Origin of the sequence: Cytobacillus citreus (assembly GCF_018343665.1) — a bacterium.
Taxonomy (GTDB): domain Bacteria; phylum Bacillota; class Bacilli; order Bacillales; family Cytobacillaceae; genus Cytobacillus; species Cytobacillus citreus.
In genome coordinates this window covers 1-19,065 of the sequence record NZ_JAGYPM010000009.1, presented here as the reverse complement: position 1 = coordinate 19,065, position 19,065 = coordinate 1, and the positions used below count along the sequence as shown (strand labels likewise).

Genomic DNA, 19,065 nt, shown 5'->3' with positions numbered 1-19,065 from the left:
AATTATGGCCAAATATATTAGTATAATCTTTTTATCAATATTTATTAGTATAATTCTGTTTATGATATTGGTTAATGTATTCGCTGGTGGTGACCATGTTGAAGAAGCTGTTTATACCTTTGGAACAATCATCGTGATTCTCCTTTCATTCGCCATTGCACAAATCTTTTACATAATAGATTTTATTAAAAAGAAATAGGGGTCTAAGAGGCAAGAAAGGAAACTTACGTTATGACGTTCTTTGGCTTCATCTTTTTTACATTGTAGCTATTGGTAATCATATGATAACGAAGACGATGCATCAATTCATCGAACCATTTTCAAGCGGAATGTTTATCATCGCTATTGTTTATCTTGGTGCACTTTCATCATTAGGAACTTCCTTTTTCTCCAATTATTCACTTTCGCAAATTGAAGCGTCAAAAATGAGTGTCTTAAATAATTTAGCTACATTAATTACGATTATTGCTGGCGTCCTTTTCTTTAACGAAACGATTCAATCTTATCATATTTTCGGGACCATCATTATTCTCCTAGGTGTTTTAGGATCAAACTATAACACTAAGCAAAAAAGTGTAAGAGCCTATGCTATTCCTAGACAGGCAAAAGAGGAATAACCAGAAATCCGAGGATAGGGTACATTTATCTATGTAAGAAAAGCGTAAGTGCACTTAAAGTTCAACATGTTTTTTGTCAATTCCAGCGTGCTTTGGACGAAACATTAGATACACTATTACCGCTTTCTTTAGAGGATCATTATGTGACTGCGTCACATAATGATCCTCTATTTTCGGTAATCTTGTGGCGAATGTTTGTCCGTCGCTCTCTTGGATTGTGAATGGTGCATTTGATTTGGATAATGAAAGATTTAATCCTTTCATATACGATTAAAGGTGTCCGAAGATCGGCAGTCGCTTCGCTACCAACTTTCAAAACAATGAAACCGCACTTACTTATGGTACGGTTCACCGTAACTGGTGTAAGTGAGGACTAAATTACAATTCTATACACATATGTAACACTCATAGAAAGCTTTACTTCTGCAATAGCAATTTCTATAAGATTCCTATCACTCTCTATTTTTGGATAATAAACGATAACCAGATTAAGAAGAATTAAAAAAATAAAAAGTCCTGTGGATATATTAATTTTATATAATATTTTTAATTCTGTAACGAAATTCAATATTTTTGGATATATATGCGAAAGGAGGTTTAATGGTGGGGCAATTAGATGAGATTTATCAAAAATATAACGAACGTGTTTTTAAATATTTGATGACTCTTTGTCGCAATAGTGACTTAGCCGAAGAATTAACACAGGAAACTTTTTATAAAGCTATTCAATCGATACATCGTTATAATGGCTCTAGCAAAATGTCCGTCTGGCTATGTCAAATAGCAAAACATACATATTATCAATATATAGATAAGCAGACAAAGCAACCAAAAATGCAGGAAGCTCCACTCGTTCATTCTTCTGAGCAACTCTTAATTAATCAAGAAAATAAAGTTGAGTTATATAGGCAAATCCATGACTTAAAAGAACCTTACAAAGAGATTTTACTCTTACGACTACTAGGCGGATTAAGCTTTCAAGAAATTGGCGATGTCCTCGGTAAAAATGAAAATTGGGCACGTGTTAACTTTTATCGTGCAAAATTGAAATTAAAGGAGAATTATTCGATATGAACAATGAATGTGAAATTGTGAGAGATTTATTACCTTCCTATATTGATAATTTATGTAGTAAATCTAGTGAAAATTTTGTAAGTACACACCTCGAACATTGTACAGAATGTAAGTCTTTTTATAATCAAATGCTGCTAGAATTAAATATTGAAGATGAAATAGAAGTAATTGAACGCCAACAAGTCATTCAACCATTTCAAAAAGTCTCAGCTTTGTTAAAGCGACAAAAAATAATAGAAAAGGCAATAAAATGGCTAGTCATATTTAGTCTTATTATGACCTTAATTTTAAGCACTCTTGCTACTTCAAATACTATACAATTTAATAAAGAGCAAATGCATCAATCCTCTATCGAACAGGAGCAACTAGAAATCATGTCTACAGCTTTCCAAAGCTTAAATCAAAATGGTCTTGAATCATTAGAAGATGTTTCTTTAAACTATGCGCGACAAATAAAATATTTAGCAGTATTTGAAAAAAATTCAGTTTCTATCGATAAGGATATTTCTAAAGAGCCAACTATTTTATATCCACTTCCATACAAAGACGCCAACATTGTTTATGAAAATGGGGAAATTATTACGAATACAATTACTCCTAGTGATTATGATATCGGAACAATGGTGATGGAAAAAGGGGATTATATCATTCAATTTGAATACCAAGATCGTTATTTAACACATGTAGAACGAGCATTTCAAACTAAACATTATGCAAAGAGTTTATTAGAAATTTGGTTACCATCAGTCATTACCTTGTTTATTACTGTGATTTTATTAAGTATATGGCTAAATCTCGTAAAATCTCTTAGACGTACTGAAGGGTTAATTGAATAATCACCTAGACTTTTAACGCAGCGACATTTCTAGACAACATTAAATGCACTAGTTAACTCAGTGAATTTCATTTCGGTACTTAGGAAGACATATGATGAGTGCGAAATGATGTCCTTACTTATCGCCTAAAAAAAGAAATCCAAGAAATATTGGTATCGCAATATTTCTTGGATTTTATTAATTTTCATAACTGTCATTTGAGAGTACTCTCTAAAAACTCATTTACTTATGATACTGTTATGTACTGTACCGTAATGTAGATAGGAAAAATATTAAAAAAACTGATAGAGGTGTGTAAAACGAGCCTCTATCTACTTTTAAAAAAGCCTTAATATAGTTAGTTCCCATACTCTAGTTATCAGTTTATTTTTTCTTTTTCCTTGCCATCATTTCATTTATTTTATTTATTATAAAAGACTCGAAAAGTAGATGATTGTTTATTTTTTCAAAGATTGTACCAACAAATCGCTCACGGAACATTCTATAATAATCTTCAAATTCATCAGGTGCTTCATTATTCAGAGCTCCTACAACGCCATTAATCTTATAAAGATATCGACGTCTTTCTTCTTCTCTTGGATAGCATTCTTTCAAGATATCCTTCAGTATATCTTTAGAGAGCCTATTATCAATTGAATCTAATGCCGACGGAACTTGAATAATAAATTGCGCCCAATAAAAATCATAATCCAAAATAGAGAAGGTTCCCCATTCTTCAGAGTATTTATTAAACCAATGTATAAGATTTACTTTTCCAAGTTTATAAGGTGCGTGAATTTTGGTTCCAGGTGATGAATATGTTTCCTGGTATTCACCTTGCACTACCATCATTATATATCCTGGAGGCAGCAAATTAATTAATTGAAAGAATATTGAAGGAAATGTCCCTTTACCATACTTTAAGATGTTTTGTATTACATCTCCTAAACCAATATCAGCTACCTTACTCACTTCATAGCTCAGCTCTTCAGCAGAAAGATTATTTTCTACTTTCCAATAATAGATATCTACATTATCCAATTCAAATTGGTTTGAAGCATTAGCAAAAGTTTTTAACCATTTAATCCGTAAGGAATAATCTTGATAAGGAACATATACTTCAGTTCCTGGTGATTTTTTTGTACTTATAAAGCCACCCAGATGATAGTCTAAGTACATATAGTAACCACTAGGTAATTGAGCAATAATTGAGTAGAAGGCTGCACTACGAGATACTTCGGCTTTAGTGGCAACAATGTCCACCAATTTTTCTACTCCTTGCTTTTCATACTGATCGATAATGTCTTTTAACCAAGTACTTGGCATCAACAGTTCGGCTGCAAAACTATTAGCTTCATTTTCCATTTTTTGATAAGCTGTTCCATCTACAATGTCTTCAGTGTCTGTATGACATGAAATCATTCCATGGTGCCAAGGCATAATTATATGACCTAATTCATGGGCTAAAGTAAACCGTTTTCGATTAGGAGCTTGAAATTTATGCACAATTACTAAGGGTTTTTTAGTCATTATACATATCGCATCTACTTCACTTGGTAAATCATCCTCAACATAGTCAGCATATTTTTTTAGAGTTTCAACAACATTTATAGGAGGAACTAAAGAATTCTTTCTAATAATCCTTTGAGCAAGTTTCTTTTCTCGCGGCATATTATTCAAGTTTTTAATCCCCTTGTTTAAGTCTTCCGGTTCTCGCTAACCATTCCTTAACTGTAGCTGCTTCTTCAGGTGTTGCCGATCTTGCTGCAAGCATTTGCTCAGTATTGTTTCGAAGAAAATCCGTGATAGTAATGTTTACTTCTCTAGCGTAAAAAATGGTTTTTAACATGGAGTCATCTTCAACAAAAATAAAATATTCTTCCATGGTCATCCCTAAATACTCATAAATTTCCTCATCCGAATCACTATTGTGCCATGCCTCAATATAATCCTCAATATCTTCGATTCCTTCTCCACCATTGAAGGGATTGAGGATATTCCCCACTTCAATTCAAAATAAAAATGTTGTCTGCATCCTCTTCATTTTCATGAGTGTCAATGAGAATTTTATTAAAATCAACCCATCTGACGAATACCCATTTCAACGAAATAGATAGGGGTATAGAATCTGCATCATTTGTCAGAACCAGCGACTTATTTTCTTCCTTAGAATTGCGACTAGACCAAAACTATCTTTTCAATCTCATCGTCAATTTCTTCTTCATTAAGTTTATAGGCAGATCTAGAAAATAAAACAGCTTCCATTATTGTTCCATCCAAAAGGGCTCCTCCAGATTATAAGTTAATTTTCACTACTTTTTTCTCTATCAACATACTTTTATATATAATTAATTAGTTGAATTAGAAATTAGTTTAAATTAAATATACTAAAAGGACAAAAAGATATCTAGTTAATTTTGGAAATAATAAGCGTCCGGAAAAGTACATTTTTCCGAACGCTTCAAAAACATACGGAAAACAAAAAACGTTCGTAATCATATCAAAATAATCTACGAACGTCCGTTTATTTCCTTACACTTTTACAAACTAATTACTGCCAATTTCTAATCTAAACTAAGACAATGTATTTAAGTTGGTCTAATATTCCGTTCTTAAAGTGAGAGAGGGCTCTTACTCCGACCATAGGAACCACATTTTTTATCACGAAAGTTTATACACCCTTAAGGGTTTTCAACATTTCAATTTTACTTTTACTTGGTACTAATATTTTTGTACATTAATAGAACCTCATTATTAACTTTGAATCCAGCTTTTTGTCTAAGTAAAATCAACTTTTAATTATAAAAAACCTCATTTACTTATGATACGGTTCACCTTACTTGATATTAAACTTTTCAATTATTTGTAATTTGATTACAATATCCTCTTTCACAATCTGCCTCAATACAAAAAGACGCCTTCTTATTTAAGAATGGCGCCCTATATTTGAATAAGGAATTATTAGAAAAATTAAGGACTAGCAATATTTAAATTTGCCACTCTCGATAATACTTGTTACATTTTTTTACTTTGAAATAATGAATATCCCACAACAATGAGAAATCGGATAAAACTTACACTTACACTCATTCTTTTGGGAAGAATTAATTAAATTATAAACTAAATAAAATTCATCATTATCCTAGTAATCAATACTATCTTGAAAGTGGTGTAATGTATACGTGAATATAATAGAGTCATATTATATCACTCTTGGTTTAGTACTTTTGTTTTATGCAGATTTAGAACCAATAACAGAAAGTTTACATCCTATGTTTAATTTTCAGAAAAGGAGAAATGTGAGATGATAAGGGTTAATTGGGTGATATTTCCGAATATTTAATAAACTCCCAGTTGATACTAGATTAGCTGAAAAAATTTAATAACATGATGATGAAAGACAGATCAGCGTATTAAAAGAGAAGTTAAGTCATCAGCACGAAACCTTCAAATTTTTACAAATATATTAATCTACTATTTAGTTAGGAAGAGGGGAGGTGAAGAAAAAATTATTAATGTATAACCGCAGGCTTGGCTACTGCAGTACTTTTGTCAACAAGTACTGGTAATTCATTTGCTTATGATGACACCAGCGTCGAAACGCCGGCCACCTAAGCGTCCCAGCCACAGCAAAACGGCCCGGTCGTCGCTACGCACACGGTCACCCTCGTCACGGACAAGGGTGTGACGCTGGACAAGAGTGTTCCGTAGATTGGGGCGCATGCACCATGGGATGACAGGTTTGATGGCAAAGACTTGAAATTTGCTGTCTTTGACACTGGGATCGATCCCAATCATTCTGATGTTCAAGCAGCTATCAAAGAAGAGAAGAACTTCACAGCGGATCCCGATTTTTTTACTAAGAATAGTTAGTAAATTGTAATTTTATTAAATTTCTAATCTCATAAAAGTAGTGAAATAAAAATAAAACTTAAAACAAATAAAAAAGGAGAGACGTTAATGAATAAGAGTAAAATCAAGGCATTAAAAGTGATGACTACTGCAGCAGTAACATCCTTACTTCTTTCATCATTCACAGTTTTTGCGGAAACTAATAACAGTTCAACCGAGTCACAATGGATACCCGTAGAATTTGCGACTAGTTTGACAGAAGAAACTAAAGATGAAGCACCATTGCAATCTTTGTTAGAGAACCAACAGATTGATCAAGAGAAAGTGGCAGAAGACCAAGCCCACAAGCCATATGATCAATATGCTCCAACCGATACTGTACGAGTGATTGTGGAAATGACAGGAGAACCTGTACACAGTGGCAAAGGAAATGAAGCTGAAAAGAAAAAATTAAAACATGCTCAACAGTCCTTGATTCGAGAAATGAAAAAAACGAAAAAGTTGAATGTGAAAGAGCGACATCACTTTGTGACAGGTATTAATGGCTTCAGTATGGATACACAGTTCGAAAATATCAAAGAAATCGAAAAATTAGCTGGAGTGGCTCGTGTTCATATTGCACAAACCTATCAACAAACGATGAGCTCTAGCCAATCCCTCGTTCAAGCGAAAAAAGTATGGGAAGAGCTAGGTTACCATGGTGAGGGGATGGTGGTTGCTGTTGTCGATACCGGAGTGGACTATCGTCATCAAGATCTAAACCTGTCTGACAAAGGAAAAGAGAAAGCCAAGTGGACCTCTGCCACTATCAACGAGAAATTAGCTGAAACAGCAGTAGATGAACGCTGGTATACAGATAAAGTACCAACAGGTTACGATTGGGCTGACCAAGATCAAGATGTTCTTCCTCATGCTACCTCACATGGAATGCATGTAGCAGGAACGATTGGAGCCAATGGAAACAATGAAGTAGACGGGATAAAAGGGATTGCTCCTGATGTGCAGATCCTAGCGGAAAAAGTCTTTTCCGATAATTGGGCTGGGGCATATGCAGACGATATCATTGCCGGAATCAATCATGCGGTTGAAATGGATGCGGATGTCATCAACTTAAGCTTAGGGGCTGACGCTAATTTTGTGACTGAAGAAGATCCAATTCAAAAAGCGGTTCGTACTGCTACAGAGCAAGGGGTATTAGTAGTGGCAGCTGCTGGAAACGCTTTCTACAGTACCAAAAGTGGATCCGTCAGATATAATCATCCAGCCTATGCTCAAAATCCTGATATTGGAGTAGTAGGAACACCAGGTGCAAGTCCATTTGCTTTACAAGTAGCATCTTATGAAAATGATCAAGTCCATATGGACACACTTACTCTTTCAGATGGGAAGCCACTTATTTACCAACGCCATCCAGGTTTTGTTCAACTGGCAAATGTGTTTGCTGAGGATCAAGAGATTGAGTTAGTTTATGTAGGCTATGGTCGTACTGAGGATTACGCAGGAAAAGATGTAACAGGCAAAATCGTGGTGGTTGAACAAGAATGGGCTGGCAGTGAGCAAAACGTACAATCTCCTGCTCTAAAAAACGGAGCAAAAGGAGTGATTATGGTTCCTTTAGCGACACAAGGAGATTATGCCAGATTACTCTTTTCTCCTTATGGCCCCGTTCCAGGAGTTAGTACTGCGATCACTGAAGGAAAAGCCTTGATTCAACGTTTGAAAGATGGTGAACAGATTACGGTTCGAATAGGTCAGGGAATCTATATAGATAATAAAACCAAGGGGACAATGTCTGGATTCTCATCCTATGGAGCACCGCATACCCTTGATTTTAAACCTGAAATCACCGCACCTGGCGGTAAGATTTATTCTACTGTCATTGATAACAAATATGATGTATACAGCGGAACTTCGATGGCTTCACCACATGTAGCGGGTGCAGGAGCTTTGGTGTTACAGTCGCTCTATGAAAAAGGTGTCAATAAAGATTCAAATACTGTTTATCAAGCAAAAACTGCTTTGATGAATACAGCCCAAATCGTAATGGACCCTACTACAGAAAGTGATATTCCCTATTCACCACGTAAACAAGGTTCAGGGATGATGCAGATTGCCAATGCACTAAAAACGCCTGTATTAGTGAAAGATAAGTTTGCTAAGCCAGAAAATGCAGCCGCTGTGGAGTTAAAAGAGATTAAGAAAAATAAAGTAAAATTTATGCTGGAGTTAGAGGCGTTAGCTGGTAAATCTTCTCCAGACGAGATTACCTATGATGTGTATCTAGATCTTTTAACAGATGATACTGAGCAGAAAGAACTAGATATAGATCGTAATGGGGAAAACGAACGGACGATGGAAGTATTAAAGCTAAATAGTAAGCGAATCGAAGGAGCAACAGCGAAGATCAACGGAAAAGATTTTAGCGACTCAAAACCTGCCACTTTTACTGTGAAAAAAGGTCATCTGCAAGATTTAGTGGTGGATATTAAACTTCCAGATGGATTGAAGAAAAATATATTTGTTGAAGGATTTGTTCGCTTTGTTCCGAAAAATGGGGATCAAACTTCGGTTCCGTCTTTAACCATTCCGTATATGGGCTTTTATGGTGACTGGGATCAACCTCAGAACTTAGATGCACCGATGTGGGAGCAAAATGCATTTTTACATGAAACAGCTCTATTTCCTTACTATGGTCAGAAAAACTGGCTTGGAAAACCAGCTATAGCACTTGGTTATGATAAAGTGACCAAAACATTCTCAGAAGAAAGAATGGCCAACTCTCCACATGCTGCGAATCAAGGTGTTTATTCGGTCTTTACCACCTTGCGCAATGTAAAACAGGTGCACATGTACATTGAAGATGCATCAGGTAATCGAGTTCGTGACCTTGGAGATTTCAGTGATATAACAGGAGAACCATGGAAGTTTAGAAAAAATGTAATGAACAGAAGCGAGTTCTTTAATGGTGGATATGGATGGGATTTGAAATCAGAGGATGGAAAATACGTTCCGGATGGAAAGTATCAATATATTATAGAGAGCACATTAGATTATGAAGGAGCACGTCCACAAACGATTAAGTTCCCGATCAATATTGATTCTGTTGCACCAAAAGTAGAAAATATTCAAGTCAACAAAACACTAGAAAATAAGTATATAATTAGTTGGGATATGATGGATAATGCAGGGGGAAGCGGCTTAACAAAATCGATGGTTTATGTCGATGGCATATATAAACCTATTTCTGCAACACAATCGTCCTTACTAGTAAATGCAGAACCGAAAAGTGTAATCGTTGTGCCATTTGACTGGGCAGGTAATGTCAATTATGAAATATACGGAGATCGCTCGTATGTAAAACAGGATTTATTCCTTTCAGCCTGGGATGTATGGCAAAGACCAATAACGCAACAGGAGCCAGGTCATATTTTGGGGATTGGCTTGAAAAAATTGAAATGGACCATTACAATCCAAGATCCTGAAGGAAATGTGGTTCATACTTATAATGAAGCGAATACAGAGACTGCTTATATAAAATGGACTCCATCTGCTGATCTACCTAGTGGGAAATATAAAGTGGTCGCTGAGATGGAAGATATTGAAACGGGTCTAAAGATCACCACAACTCCTCGTTATATGACGGTGGAAAAACCTTAAAAAACGAAACCATAAGATAAAACCTCAATCCTTTATGATGGTTAGAAGGGTTGAGGTTTTATCATGTACGAATCCAGAATGTTTCATATAAAAAAGGCCTCACTTTATAGGCTCTTGTTAACAGCTCTACCGGACATGAATTTTAACTTTCTTATCACTGATATATAGATTCTCAGCAATTTCCTTATTATTCATCCCCTGAACCAAAGCCCATAACACCTCCTTTTCACGGTCTGTCAGTTCATTCTCAGTGAACATTTGCTCATTTTGATGTTAAAATTTCACTATTTCTTCGACAAAAAATGACACAATGCCACAAAATCTTTGACAAGTGACACATTGTCATTTAGTATAATGCTATAGAAAAAAGTGACAACATGTCACAAAATCTATAATTAGCATTCCAGACAAATGAATACCAGATCTACAATTATTATCGTTGGTAATTCTGACATTGAAATCTACCTAGAGGAGAAAAACATGAAAGAACAAACACCAATTAAGTTTAATAACATGAAAGAACAAACACCAATTAAGTTTAATAACATGAAAGCTTTAAAAACAGAATTGATTCGATTTATGATGTCTTATAAGTTTGCGTTAGAAGAAATGAATACGAAAATAGATATATTAAAACAAGAATTCCAATATATCCATGATTATAATCCTATCGAACATGTTAAGTCGCGTCTGAAATCTCCAGAAAGTATATTAAAAAAGTCTCAAAGGAAGGGCTATGTATTTTCTTTGCCTTCCATCAGAGAAAATATACGAGATATTGCGGGGATTCGTATTACTTGTTCCTTTATCTCAGATATTTATGAAATAAGTAATATGCTGCAGCAACAAAAAGACATTACATTAATTGAATGCAAGGATTATATTAAAAACCCAAAACCAAATGGGTATCAAAGCCTTCATTTAATATTACAAATTCCAATCTTTATGTCTGACAGGGAAGATCATGTTTATGTGGAAATTCAAATCCGAACGATCGCAATGGATTTCTGGGCTAGCTTAGAACATAAAATTTACTATAAATATAATCAAAAAGTACCACAAAGGATCATCGATGATCTGAAGGAAGCCGCTAATTCAGCTGCACAATTAGATGCGAAAATGGAAAGCATTCAAAAAGAAATGTTGAAAATAAAAGAAACGAGTGATGATGAGGAAAACATACATGAATTAATGCTCAATAATGAAAGATATCATCTCCCAATTGACTTTTTAATACCAGATCTTTATTCGGAAAATAAGTAATTTGTTACTGTATGCACGAATCAGGTACTAAGGCATCCACCGACAGATTGGAAACTCCACCTTGGCTTACGCAAAGGTGGGAGGTTAATGCCTTTAGAGAATAAGTGAGATTAGCAAAAGGAGTGAGTATTTTGCCGAAAATTACATTTTATAATTTACCAGAGGATAAGAGGGAAACGTTAATTCAAGCGGTTAAGACAGAGTTTTCCAGAGTACCGGTATATGAAGCTTCCATTACGAATATCATTAAGTCCGCTAATATTCCAAGAGGGAGCTTCTATCAATACTTTGAAAATAAAGAGGATGCCTTTTTCTTTTTATTAAATGCTGTTGTGAAGGAAAATAAGACTTATTTTCTATTAATGCTTAAAAAGAATAATGGCGATTTATTTGAAACAATGATTGAATTTTATCAGTTTATTATTATGGAAGACGAAAACATCCATTTTTTAAAAAACACGTTTTTAAATATGACGCATAAAATTGAAACTACTTTTGCGAGAAGCTTCAGTGAAGATGAAATGAATGAGGCTTTCATGGAATTTTGCACGATTATTGATAAGTCAAAATTGAATATTTCGGATAATAGTGAATTAATTCATGTCTTGCAAATTATCACTGCAGTTACTTTTCGTAATATTGTTGCCAAATATTCAAGGGATATATCCTATGAAGAAGCAACAGAAAATTATATTAAAGAAATCAATTTTTTGAAAAAAGGACTTTGCCTAAATTGAAATGGTTTTGAGCTTTGCATAAAATATTAAGGATGAATGTAAATGGATCAAATGATTCAAACCATTTTTTGATCATTAACAAGATAAGGATAAGGAATTACAATACAACGCCTAGGTGAAGAAATAAAGAGGTTAGCTTTCGATTTAATTGAGAATGGGGTCCTACCAACAAAAAGCGCAAAACGCAAAGCAAAATTCGACATAAAGAAAGCCGATTTTTCCTACGCTAAGGAATTTTCGGCTTTCATTTTATTGGCTGCGAGGGCGAAGGGAATTTAAGCTTGAAGTAGGTACATTGAATTCCCATTTTGCAAGGCGTGTTGCATTAAAAAGTGTGCAGCTTTACGATACTTACTTACAGAGAAATCTGATAACCATATACTTGTCGAATTTCTTCCAAATGTTCATGCTTGGTTGGATCACGTTTGGCGTATAAAGAAAGAGAATCGGGGTCAGCATCTATTTGTTTTGCTATATATTGATTACAAAATCCGGTAGGGATTCAACATACTAGAGTGACCATCCGGGATATCGTAAAACGCATAATTGGACGGCAAATCCCAAATGATTATGATCCCTTCTGTGTCGATTAATTATTTCAAGATCATGCTGCGAAAAAGTATAATAGATTTCTAATTCACGTTCGGTCATATCCATTGGTATTCGTACAAATTCTTCTCTTTGATCTGCTGTGAGTAATTCTTTTCCCCTTGATGCCATATTACCCCATCCCTTCGTAAGAAAGATTTATTTCTTTTCTAAATAGCGATAAATCGTCGTACGGGACACGCCCCACTTTTCCGCAACATCCTTAATCGGTGTACCACTTTTAATCAGTGCTTTCATCATTTCAATATCTTTTGATCCGTATTTCTCTGGGCGACCACCTAGTCGTCCACGCGCTCTTGCAGCAGCACGTCCCGCAGCCGATCGCTCCTCGATCAAATTACGTTCAAATTCTGCAAATGCTGCGAACAAGTGAAACATTAATTGCCCCGTTGCATTGCATTTATCCATTGTTATGTTCTCTTGTAGACTGTTAAAGCCAATACCTCGTTCATTTAAACTGTTCACAATTTGAATCAAGTCTTGCATGTTGCAACCTAGTCGATCCAAACGCCAAACGACAATCATATCGCCTTTACGAGCAAATTGAAGCGCTTCCTCTAATCCTGGGCGTTGTTTTTTTGTCCCACTCATTTTATCGTGAAAAATCTTTGTACAACCATGTTGAGTTAAAGCATCTGATTGTAAATCTAAATTTTGCAATCCTGTTGACACACGTGCATATCCAATTAGCACCAAAATCACTCATTTCTTGTTTTTCCACTTTTTTCATTGTACCATAAGATAAATAGAAGTATCTTAATGAACATAGAATAATGAACTGGGTTTTATTAGATTTTAGATAATAAAAAAAGCACCTTCCGAATTAAAAAAGAACGTGTCCAGAAAAGGGAGAGTTTTGGAACAAACCAGATTCGAACCAGTAAGTGAGAGATGTTTAATGCCGTGTTTTCTGGTTGTTATATGTTTGTATAAGATATCTACAGACGAGGAGGGAAAAAGTGAACGAAAGTATACTTATTATAGAAGACGAAGTAGGATTAATTAAAATGCTAAAACGATTGTTAGATAAGGAAGGATTTCAAGAGATATACCAAGCCGGGTCGGGTGCTGAAGCATTGAAAAAGATACAGGAACACAGGATTGATCTGATATTGCTCGATGTCATGCTACCTGATACAAACGGTTTCGATTTGTGTCAACAAATTAGAGAAATATCAGATGTTCCCATTATCTTTTTGACTGCACGTACTACCGATATTGACAAATTAACCGGATTTTCTATGGGTGGCGATGATTATATAACGAAACCGTTTAATCCCCTTGAAGTCGCTGCCCGAATCAAGGCCATTCTACATCGTCAAAGGAAAACAATGCCGGAGATGGCAAAGGTGTTTCGAACAGACCGGTTTGCTTTGCATTATGACCAAGCAAAGTTAATTGTAGAAGGAAAAGAAGTAAATTGCCCAGCTAAGGAGTTCCAATTACTAAAATTCATGTGCCAACATCCCAATCAGGTTTTTAGCGTAGATCATCTATATGAAAAAGTTTGGGGAGATTATAGTATTGTGGGGAAAGAAAATACAGTTATGGTTCATATTAGTCGTCTACGTCAAAAAATTGAAAAAGATCCTAAACATCCGGAGTATTTAAAAAATGTCAGGGGATTGGGCTACATGCTAAGCAATGAAAATCAAAGGAGTTCCCAATGAAATTAGAAACTAAGATTTCATTGATATTAATAATTATTTTTTTAACCCTAGGTGCTATTTTTTTTATTACCGGATTTTCAGTCCTTAACGTATTGAACATCCCTTTAGGAATTAATGGATTGGTGACATATGTTTTATTCCCGCTACTATTCATTGGAATGCTTATTCTGATTGGCCTTGTTATCGACCGCCAAATCAGGAAGCCTCTTTTCTTTTTTATACGCTGGATTGATCAATTATCACTTGGGGTCTTTAAAATGCCTGATACAATAAAGAATTTTTCTTTAAATAAGATGAGGTTTAGTCCGTTTTTGGAACTTAAATCGAAGCTCGATGGTTTAACATATCAACTCAATGCAGCAGAGAAAGAACGAAAAGAACTTGAAGAAACAAGGAAGAACTGGACCTCGGGAGTGACACATGACTTAAAAACGCCGTTATCATACATTAAAGGTTACGCAGCCATGCTTCGTTCCGAACATAAATGGGATGAAGAAGAAATTAAGGAATTTGCTAAAATTATTGAAGAAAAGTCATTATATATGGAGCAGTTAATTGATGATTTAAGTGTTGTTTATGAGTTTGATAAAATGCAAATTCCTTTGGATTTACGCACTATAAATCTGGTCACTTTTGTAAAAAATGTTTTGGAGGATCTCCGTCAGTATCCGATGGCTAATGACTATCCTATTCATTTAAACGTCAAGGATGAAGGCGATATTCTATTATCTTTTGATCAGACATTATTAAAAAGAGCATTAGAAAATTTCATTATGAATGCTATTTATCATAATCCCCGTGAAACAACGATTATTGTTTCCATAGAAACAACTGAAGGTTCAACCTTAATAGAAATTAAAGATGATGGTATTGGAATGGATGATAAAACAATTCAACAATTATTTAATCAATATTACCGAGGTACGACGACGGACAAGTCCCATGTCGGGTCAGGGTTAGGAATGTCCATTGCCAAACAGTTTATTGAAAAACAAGGGGGACAGATTAAAGTCGAAAGTGAGCCAAATAAAGGGACGAAGATAAAAATTTTATTTCCTTGCTAAAAATTAAGGTTCTGTTAAGACACCATTTCAATGGTGTTTATTTTTTTGCCCTATACTACGTATAGAAACTGATTGTTCGCGGTGGGCCATTCATTACTGAATTGGGAGGAATAAAATAAATGAATAAACCTTTATATAAACAAAAAAGGAAAGACTTGAATCAAACTAAAAAAATGATGTTCACAATTTTGGCAATATTCCCAATAGACATCAAATTAGGGGGTGGTGCAAATGTTAATTGAAGCTCAAGACATTTCAGTAGCAATTGGTGGGCGGCCTGTGCTTGACGGTGAGTCCGTTCGTTGCAAGCCCGGTATTATGAAAGCTCTCGTTGGCGCGAGTGGATCTGGAAAGACCACACTCCTGCATTGCCTTGGATTGTTGCTTCCGGTGGATAAAGGAAGCATCCTAATTGACGGGAACGATGTCACAAGGTACAGCACCTCGGCACGACGTCGGTTCTGGCGCGATCACACGGCATTCGTACTTCAGGATTATGGCATTATGGTTGAGGAGTCGGTTGCCTTCAATGTCACTATGCAGGCGAGCGTCATTGGAAGACGTGTCTCGGGAAACAAAAAACGGTTGAATCAATCACTTGAACAGACGGGTCTAAAAGGTAGGGAAAATGAGTTGGCTGGACACCTGAGTGGAGGCGAGAAACAGCGACTTGCCTTGTCTCGTGCCATTTACAAGGATGCTAATATCCTATTTGTTGATGAGCCAACTGCTTCACTGGATGCTACTAACCGGCGCATGGTCATCGAACTGCTTGCGGACTTTGCTGTGCGTGGCCGGACGGTCATTGTGTCAACGCATGATTCCGAGATGATTGATGCGTGCGGTGCCATTCATCAGGTTGGTTCCGAAGCTCGTCACATTAACTAAAGAACACAAGGAGGATACTTATGAAATCAACTTCTAAGATAATTATCAGTGTCATTGTTGGCTTACTATTTTTAGTAGGAGCATTTGCGTTTATAAATGGTTGGATAACGGCATCACCAAAAGACAACCACCCGCCATGCGACCAGCTGCCGACCGTTGCGGAGGCCACTGCTGCTTTGGACAATCACGAAAATTTCGCCAAGGAAATAGAAAAGCTGGGAGATGGAATTAAAGTGGAAGTGGGCAAGCCGTGTCCAGATGATCAGGAACGGGGGCTCGTCTTGGTAAGATATGATTCGAAATCCGAGCGTGATGCCATAAACAACCTGCTCTCCCGCAGTGAAGGATTTGGGGTTCCGGTTCATTTGGTGAAGCGCTAACGCGGGCTTTCAGCTAGTTAGCCCAAAACGTTTACTCTCGCATTTAAAAAGAAAGAGGGGTGAAAAAGAGAGATGAATATGTATAAACGTATCATAGTGGCTGTTTCGGTAGCGTTGTTTATATTGCTTGCACTGTTGGCCGCAATCATTACCGACCTGAATGATCGAGACTTCCCGCAGGCTATTGGGAGCGAAAGTAGACTTAATATTAGCTTCAACAAATCGGGGTTCTCTATCACTGAAGCGTTTTCGAAGTTAGAAGAACTCGATACTCGCCTGGAGCTTGGACTGGTCAAGATCGCCCCAGATCTTGCTGGCGATGGAGATGATAAGATCTTTGCTACGCTTAACGATAAAGCTCTGCCCGATGAATTTACCTGGTTTAATGGCAAAGATACAGGAAAGATTGTTGGCAAAGATCGACTTGCCAATTCCTATCCCGATGGGTTATACCTCGTGACTGGCAATACTTCTCGCTTGGATGAGTTTGAGGACACTATGAAAGATGTGGGGGTGAAGGTTGGCCGCAGGGATGTCTCAATCCTGGATAGCCTTGTATTCGTGGTGCAAGAAAGAGGATTTACAACCGTAATTCTTGCCTCGCTTGCGCTGATTTCATCGCTTGCGCTGTTCTGGTTGTCAGTGAGGGCGCGGGGACGTGCCCTTCGGGTTCTAGGCGGGTCTCCGACTATGAGGATCCAGATGCAGGACTTAACAGAATTTAGTGGGGCACTACTTGTTTCGGCGGGATCTGTAGCCATAGTTGCGGCAGTCTATGTGGGTGTTTTTCATGGTTGGATGTATGTCGCCCCCTTCCTCAAAACATTGATTAGTCTGCAAGTTGTTGTTATTACCGTGTCCATATTTGCTACGCTTATCATGTCAGCCTCTGCGTGGCCGAGTGCTGTCATGCTTGCCACTAGACAACCGGCTGTAAAAAGCCTCCGTTCGGTGGCGATTGTGATCCAGTCGCTAACATTCGTTTTAGTGGTGGCTACGGCTGCTCCTGCTTGGTCTGCATATAAACACTCGTCTGCTAAGGCAACTGAAATGGCACAGTGGAAGAGACTTGCAGACCAAGTGTCAATTGTGTTCGCAACAGACATTGACGAAATGAATCGCATGGAGTCAATGATCGGGGAGATGGTAAAAGATGCGGAATCGATTGAAGCAGTAGCACTTTCTTATACTTATACTAAGGAAATGCGGCATTCCGTTGATTTCGGTGAGTACTCCGCCATCTCTTTCGTAAACCAGCGTTGGCTTGACTTAGTCACTATGGGTGCGAAACAGCCGGTTGTAACACCTGTTTCGCACCACAACATTACAGAAGATCTTGTTCACGAAATCCGAGAAGAGATTGATATTTTGTCGAGAGAAGGGCAACCCAAGAATCTATTTGAACCATTACAATTCCTCCAACCGGTCGAGGGATCCCGACTTCCAGTGGCTCAAGGGGGTGGGGGCGAAAGACTCCACTTTGGAGATGATATCCTGTTCGCTGTCGTTCCCTCGCTGTACGACACCTTTAATGATTCTACCTTGACATCCATGATCTCGAGTGACAACATAGTGTTCACTGGTGTAACTGCTACGCAACAATTATTAGAACGACACAGCCTTGATTCACAGGCGCTACGAGATCGCGGCATCAAAGGTGAATTGAAAGTGGTTTACATTGCCGAAGAGGGCATACTACAAGCGCAGTTCGCAGCATACCTTGTGTGGTTGCAGAATCTTTCGCTGATTGCACTGATTGTTGCTTTCAGTGTTGCTACTGCAATCAGTGCATTGATCACCGCAATATTACAGGCGAAGTGTGACTTCCCGTTGCGGTTGGCAGGCCGGTCTTGGATGCGAATTCTTCAGAGCCGCGTGACCAAGGAACTGCTTGTGGGGATCATACTCGTGATAATCGTCGTCATGCTACAAAGACCTAATGCGATAGGAATTGTACTTGTGACTGCGGTTTATGGATTGCTTATTGTTCCGCTGTCTCATCTGTTTGCCGTACATTGGTGTTTCAATGGAGTCAGTAAACGTAGGATTTGATTGAAAGATAGCGTAATAGCCGAAAATTTCCTTACCCTAGGGAAACTCGGCTTTTTTCATGTCGAAATTTGCTTAGCGTTTTGCGCGTTTTGTTGGTAGTACCCCATCGCCATCAACTTAAGGGTACTAAGAGGTTATATATGAGAGTTATTTTTAATAATTTCTACGACTATATTAAAGATGGGCATAACAAATAAACCTATTAAATAGGTATTTCAAAAAATATGATGCTAGACTAAAAAGTAGACACAGATTGTTATAATAAAATAAACAACAATAATGGGGTGTCTACATGACCAAAGGTACTGGTAAACGTTATGATGAAACATTCAAAAAAGAAACAGTGAAGTATATTCTTGAGAACAATAAACCAGTCGCACAAGTGGC

At 36.9% G+C, this 19,065-nt stretch carries 16 protein-coding genes and 2 pseudogenes; 13 read left to right on the top strand and 5 right to left on the bottom strand.

The features are described from left to right. Positions 1-4: 4 nt before the first annotated feature. The 4 genes from KHA94_RS23945 to KHA94_RS23930 all read left to right on the top strand — a co-directional run bounded on the left by KHA94_RS23945 (position 5) and on the right by KHA94_RS23930 (position 2,527). Positions 5-199 carry a hypothetical protein gene (locus KHA94_RS23945; RefSeq protein WP_213104600.1) on the top strand — a complete coding sequence of 65 codons (195 nt, stop codon included), beginning with the start codon at positions 5-7 and terminating at the stop codon, positions 197-199. 82 nt (positions 200-281) lie between these two features. After that, positions 282-617, top strand: a complete 336-nt coding sequence (locus KHA94_RS23940; protein ID WP_249365730.1) for a DMT family transporter — start codon at positions 282-284, stop codon at positions 615-617. 600 nt (positions 618-1,217) lie between these two features. Beyond that, positions 1,218-1,691, top strand: coding sequence for an RNA polymerase sigma factor (locus tag KHA94_RS23935; RefSeq protein WP_213104599.1), 474 nt, complete (start codon positions 1,218-1,220; stop codon positions 1,689-1,691). Then, entirely contained in the window at positions 1,688-2,527 is an 840-nt protein-coding gene (locus tag KHA94_RS23930) for a zf-HC2 domain-containing protein (protein WP_213104598.1), read from the top strand. Before KHA94_RS23935 ends, KHA94_RS23930 begins: the two co-directional genes overlap by 4 nt. A 363-nt stretch (positions 2,528-2,890) precedes the next feature. Here KHA94_RS23930 and KHA94_RS23925 read toward each other — a convergent pair whose 3' ends face one another. Together KHA94_RS23925 and KHA94_RS23920 are read right to left on the bottom strand one after the other, a co-directional pair. Beyond that, a complete protein-coding gene (locus tag KHA94_RS23925) occupies positions 2,891-4,177 on the bottom strand; it encodes an ImmA/IrrE family metallo-endopeptidase (protein WP_249365737.1) in 1,287 nt (428 codons plus the stop codon). Between the two features lie 13 nt (positions 4,178-4,190). Beyond that, positions 4,191-4,511 (bottom strand): hypothetical protein, encoded by a 321-nt coding sequence (locus KHA94_RS23920; RefSeq protein WP_213104596.1) that lies wholly within the window; start codon positions 4,509-4,511, stop codon positions 4,191-4,193. Between the two features lie 1,955 nt (positions 4,512-6,466). Here KHA94_RS23920 and KHA94_RS23915 point away from each other — a divergent pair. Further along, the gene (locus KHA94_RS23915) at positions 6,467-10,015 is read left to right on the top strand and encodes a S8 family serine peptidase (protein ID WP_213104595.1); all 3,549 of its coding nucleotides are present in this window, start codon (positions 6,467-6,469) and stop codon (positions 10,013-10,015) included. 132 nt (positions 10,016-10,147) lie between these two features. On the opposite strand, the pseudogene KHA94_RS23910 reads toward KHA94_RS23915, so the two are convergent. Then, positions 10,148-10,267 (bottom strand): annotated as a pseudogene (locus tag KHA94_RS23910) (LuxR C-terminal-related transcriptional regulator); the annotation flags it as partial. A gap of 261 nt (positions 10,268-10,528) precedes the next feature. Between KHA94_RS23910 and KHA94_RS23905 the strand changes: the two are divergent. Together KHA94_RS23905 and KHA94_RS23900 are read left to right on the top strand one after the other, a co-directional pair. Next, complete coding sequence (locus KHA94_RS23905; RefSeq protein WP_213104669.1) at positions 10,529-11,278, top strand: GTP pyrophosphokinase; 750 nt, start codon at positions 10,529-10,531, stop codon at positions 11,276-11,278. A gap of 131 nt (positions 11,279-11,409) precedes the next feature. Continuing rightward, positions 11,410-12,015: a TetR/AcrR family transcriptional regulator gene (locus KHA94_RS23900; RefSeq protein WP_213104593.1), complete on the top strand. Its 606-nt coding sequence runs from the start codon at positions 11,410-11,412 to the stop codon at positions 12,013-12,015. A 281-nt stretch (positions 12,016-12,296) separates the two neighbouring features. On the opposite strand, the pseudogene KHA94_RS26765 reads toward KHA94_RS23900, so the two are convergent. Further along, positions 12,297-12,735 (bottom strand): annotated as a pseudogene (locus KHA94_RS26765) (DUF4158 domain-containing protein); the annotation flags it as partial. A gap of 27 nt (positions 12,736-12,762) precedes the next feature. After that, positions 12,763-13,317: a recombinase family protein gene (locus tag KHA94_RS23890; RefSeq protein WP_213104592.1), complete on the bottom strand. Its 555-nt coding sequence runs from the start codon at positions 13,315-13,317 to the stop codon at positions 12,763-12,765. Positions 13,318-13,583: 266 nt separating this feature from the next. Here KHA94_RS23890 and KHA94_RS23885 point away from each other — a divergent pair, with 266 nt between their 5' ends. From KHA94_RS23885 to KHA94_RS23865, 6 genes are all read left to right on the top strand, one after another. Continuing rightward, complete coding sequence (locus KHA94_RS23885) at positions 13,584-14,294, top strand: response regulator transcription factor (protein WP_213104591.1); 711 nt, start codon at positions 13,584-13,586, stop codon at positions 14,292-14,294. Further along, on the top strand, positions 14,291-15,358 hold the full coding sequence (locus tag KHA94_RS23880) for a sensor histidine kinase (protein WP_213104590.1): 1,068 nt from the start codon (positions 14,291-14,293) through the stop codon (positions 15,356-15,358). Before KHA94_RS23885 ends, KHA94_RS23880 begins: the two co-directional genes overlap by 4 nt. Before the next feature lie 119 nt (positions 15,359-15,477). Beyond that, positions 15,478-15,600: a hypothetical protein gene (locus KHA94_RS26390; protein WP_275950933.1), complete on the top strand. Its 123-nt coding sequence runs from the start codon at positions 15,478-15,480 to the stop codon at positions 15,598-15,600. After that, complete coding sequence (locus KHA94_RS23875) at positions 15,590-16,246, top strand: ABC transporter ATP-binding protein (protein WP_213104589.1); 657 nt, start codon at positions 15,590-15,592, stop codon at positions 16,244-16,246. The genes KHA94_RS26390 and KHA94_RS23875 overlap by 11 nt, the downstream gene beginning before the upstream one ends. 20 nt (positions 16,247-16,266) lie before the next feature. Then, the gene (locus tag KHA94_RS23870; RefSeq protein WP_213104588.1) at positions 16,267-16,626 is read left to right on the top strand and encodes a hypothetical protein; all 360 of its coding nucleotides are present in this window, start codon (positions 16,267-16,269) and stop codon (positions 16,624-16,626) included. A 78-nt stretch (positions 16,627-16,704) separates the two neighbouring features. Then, positions 16,705-18,678, top strand: coding sequence for a hypothetical protein (locus KHA94_RS23865; RefSeq protein WP_213104587.1), 1,974 nt, complete (start codon positions 16,705-16,707; stop codon positions 18,676-18,678). The last annotated feature ends 387 nt before the right edge of the window (positions 18,679-19,065 follow it).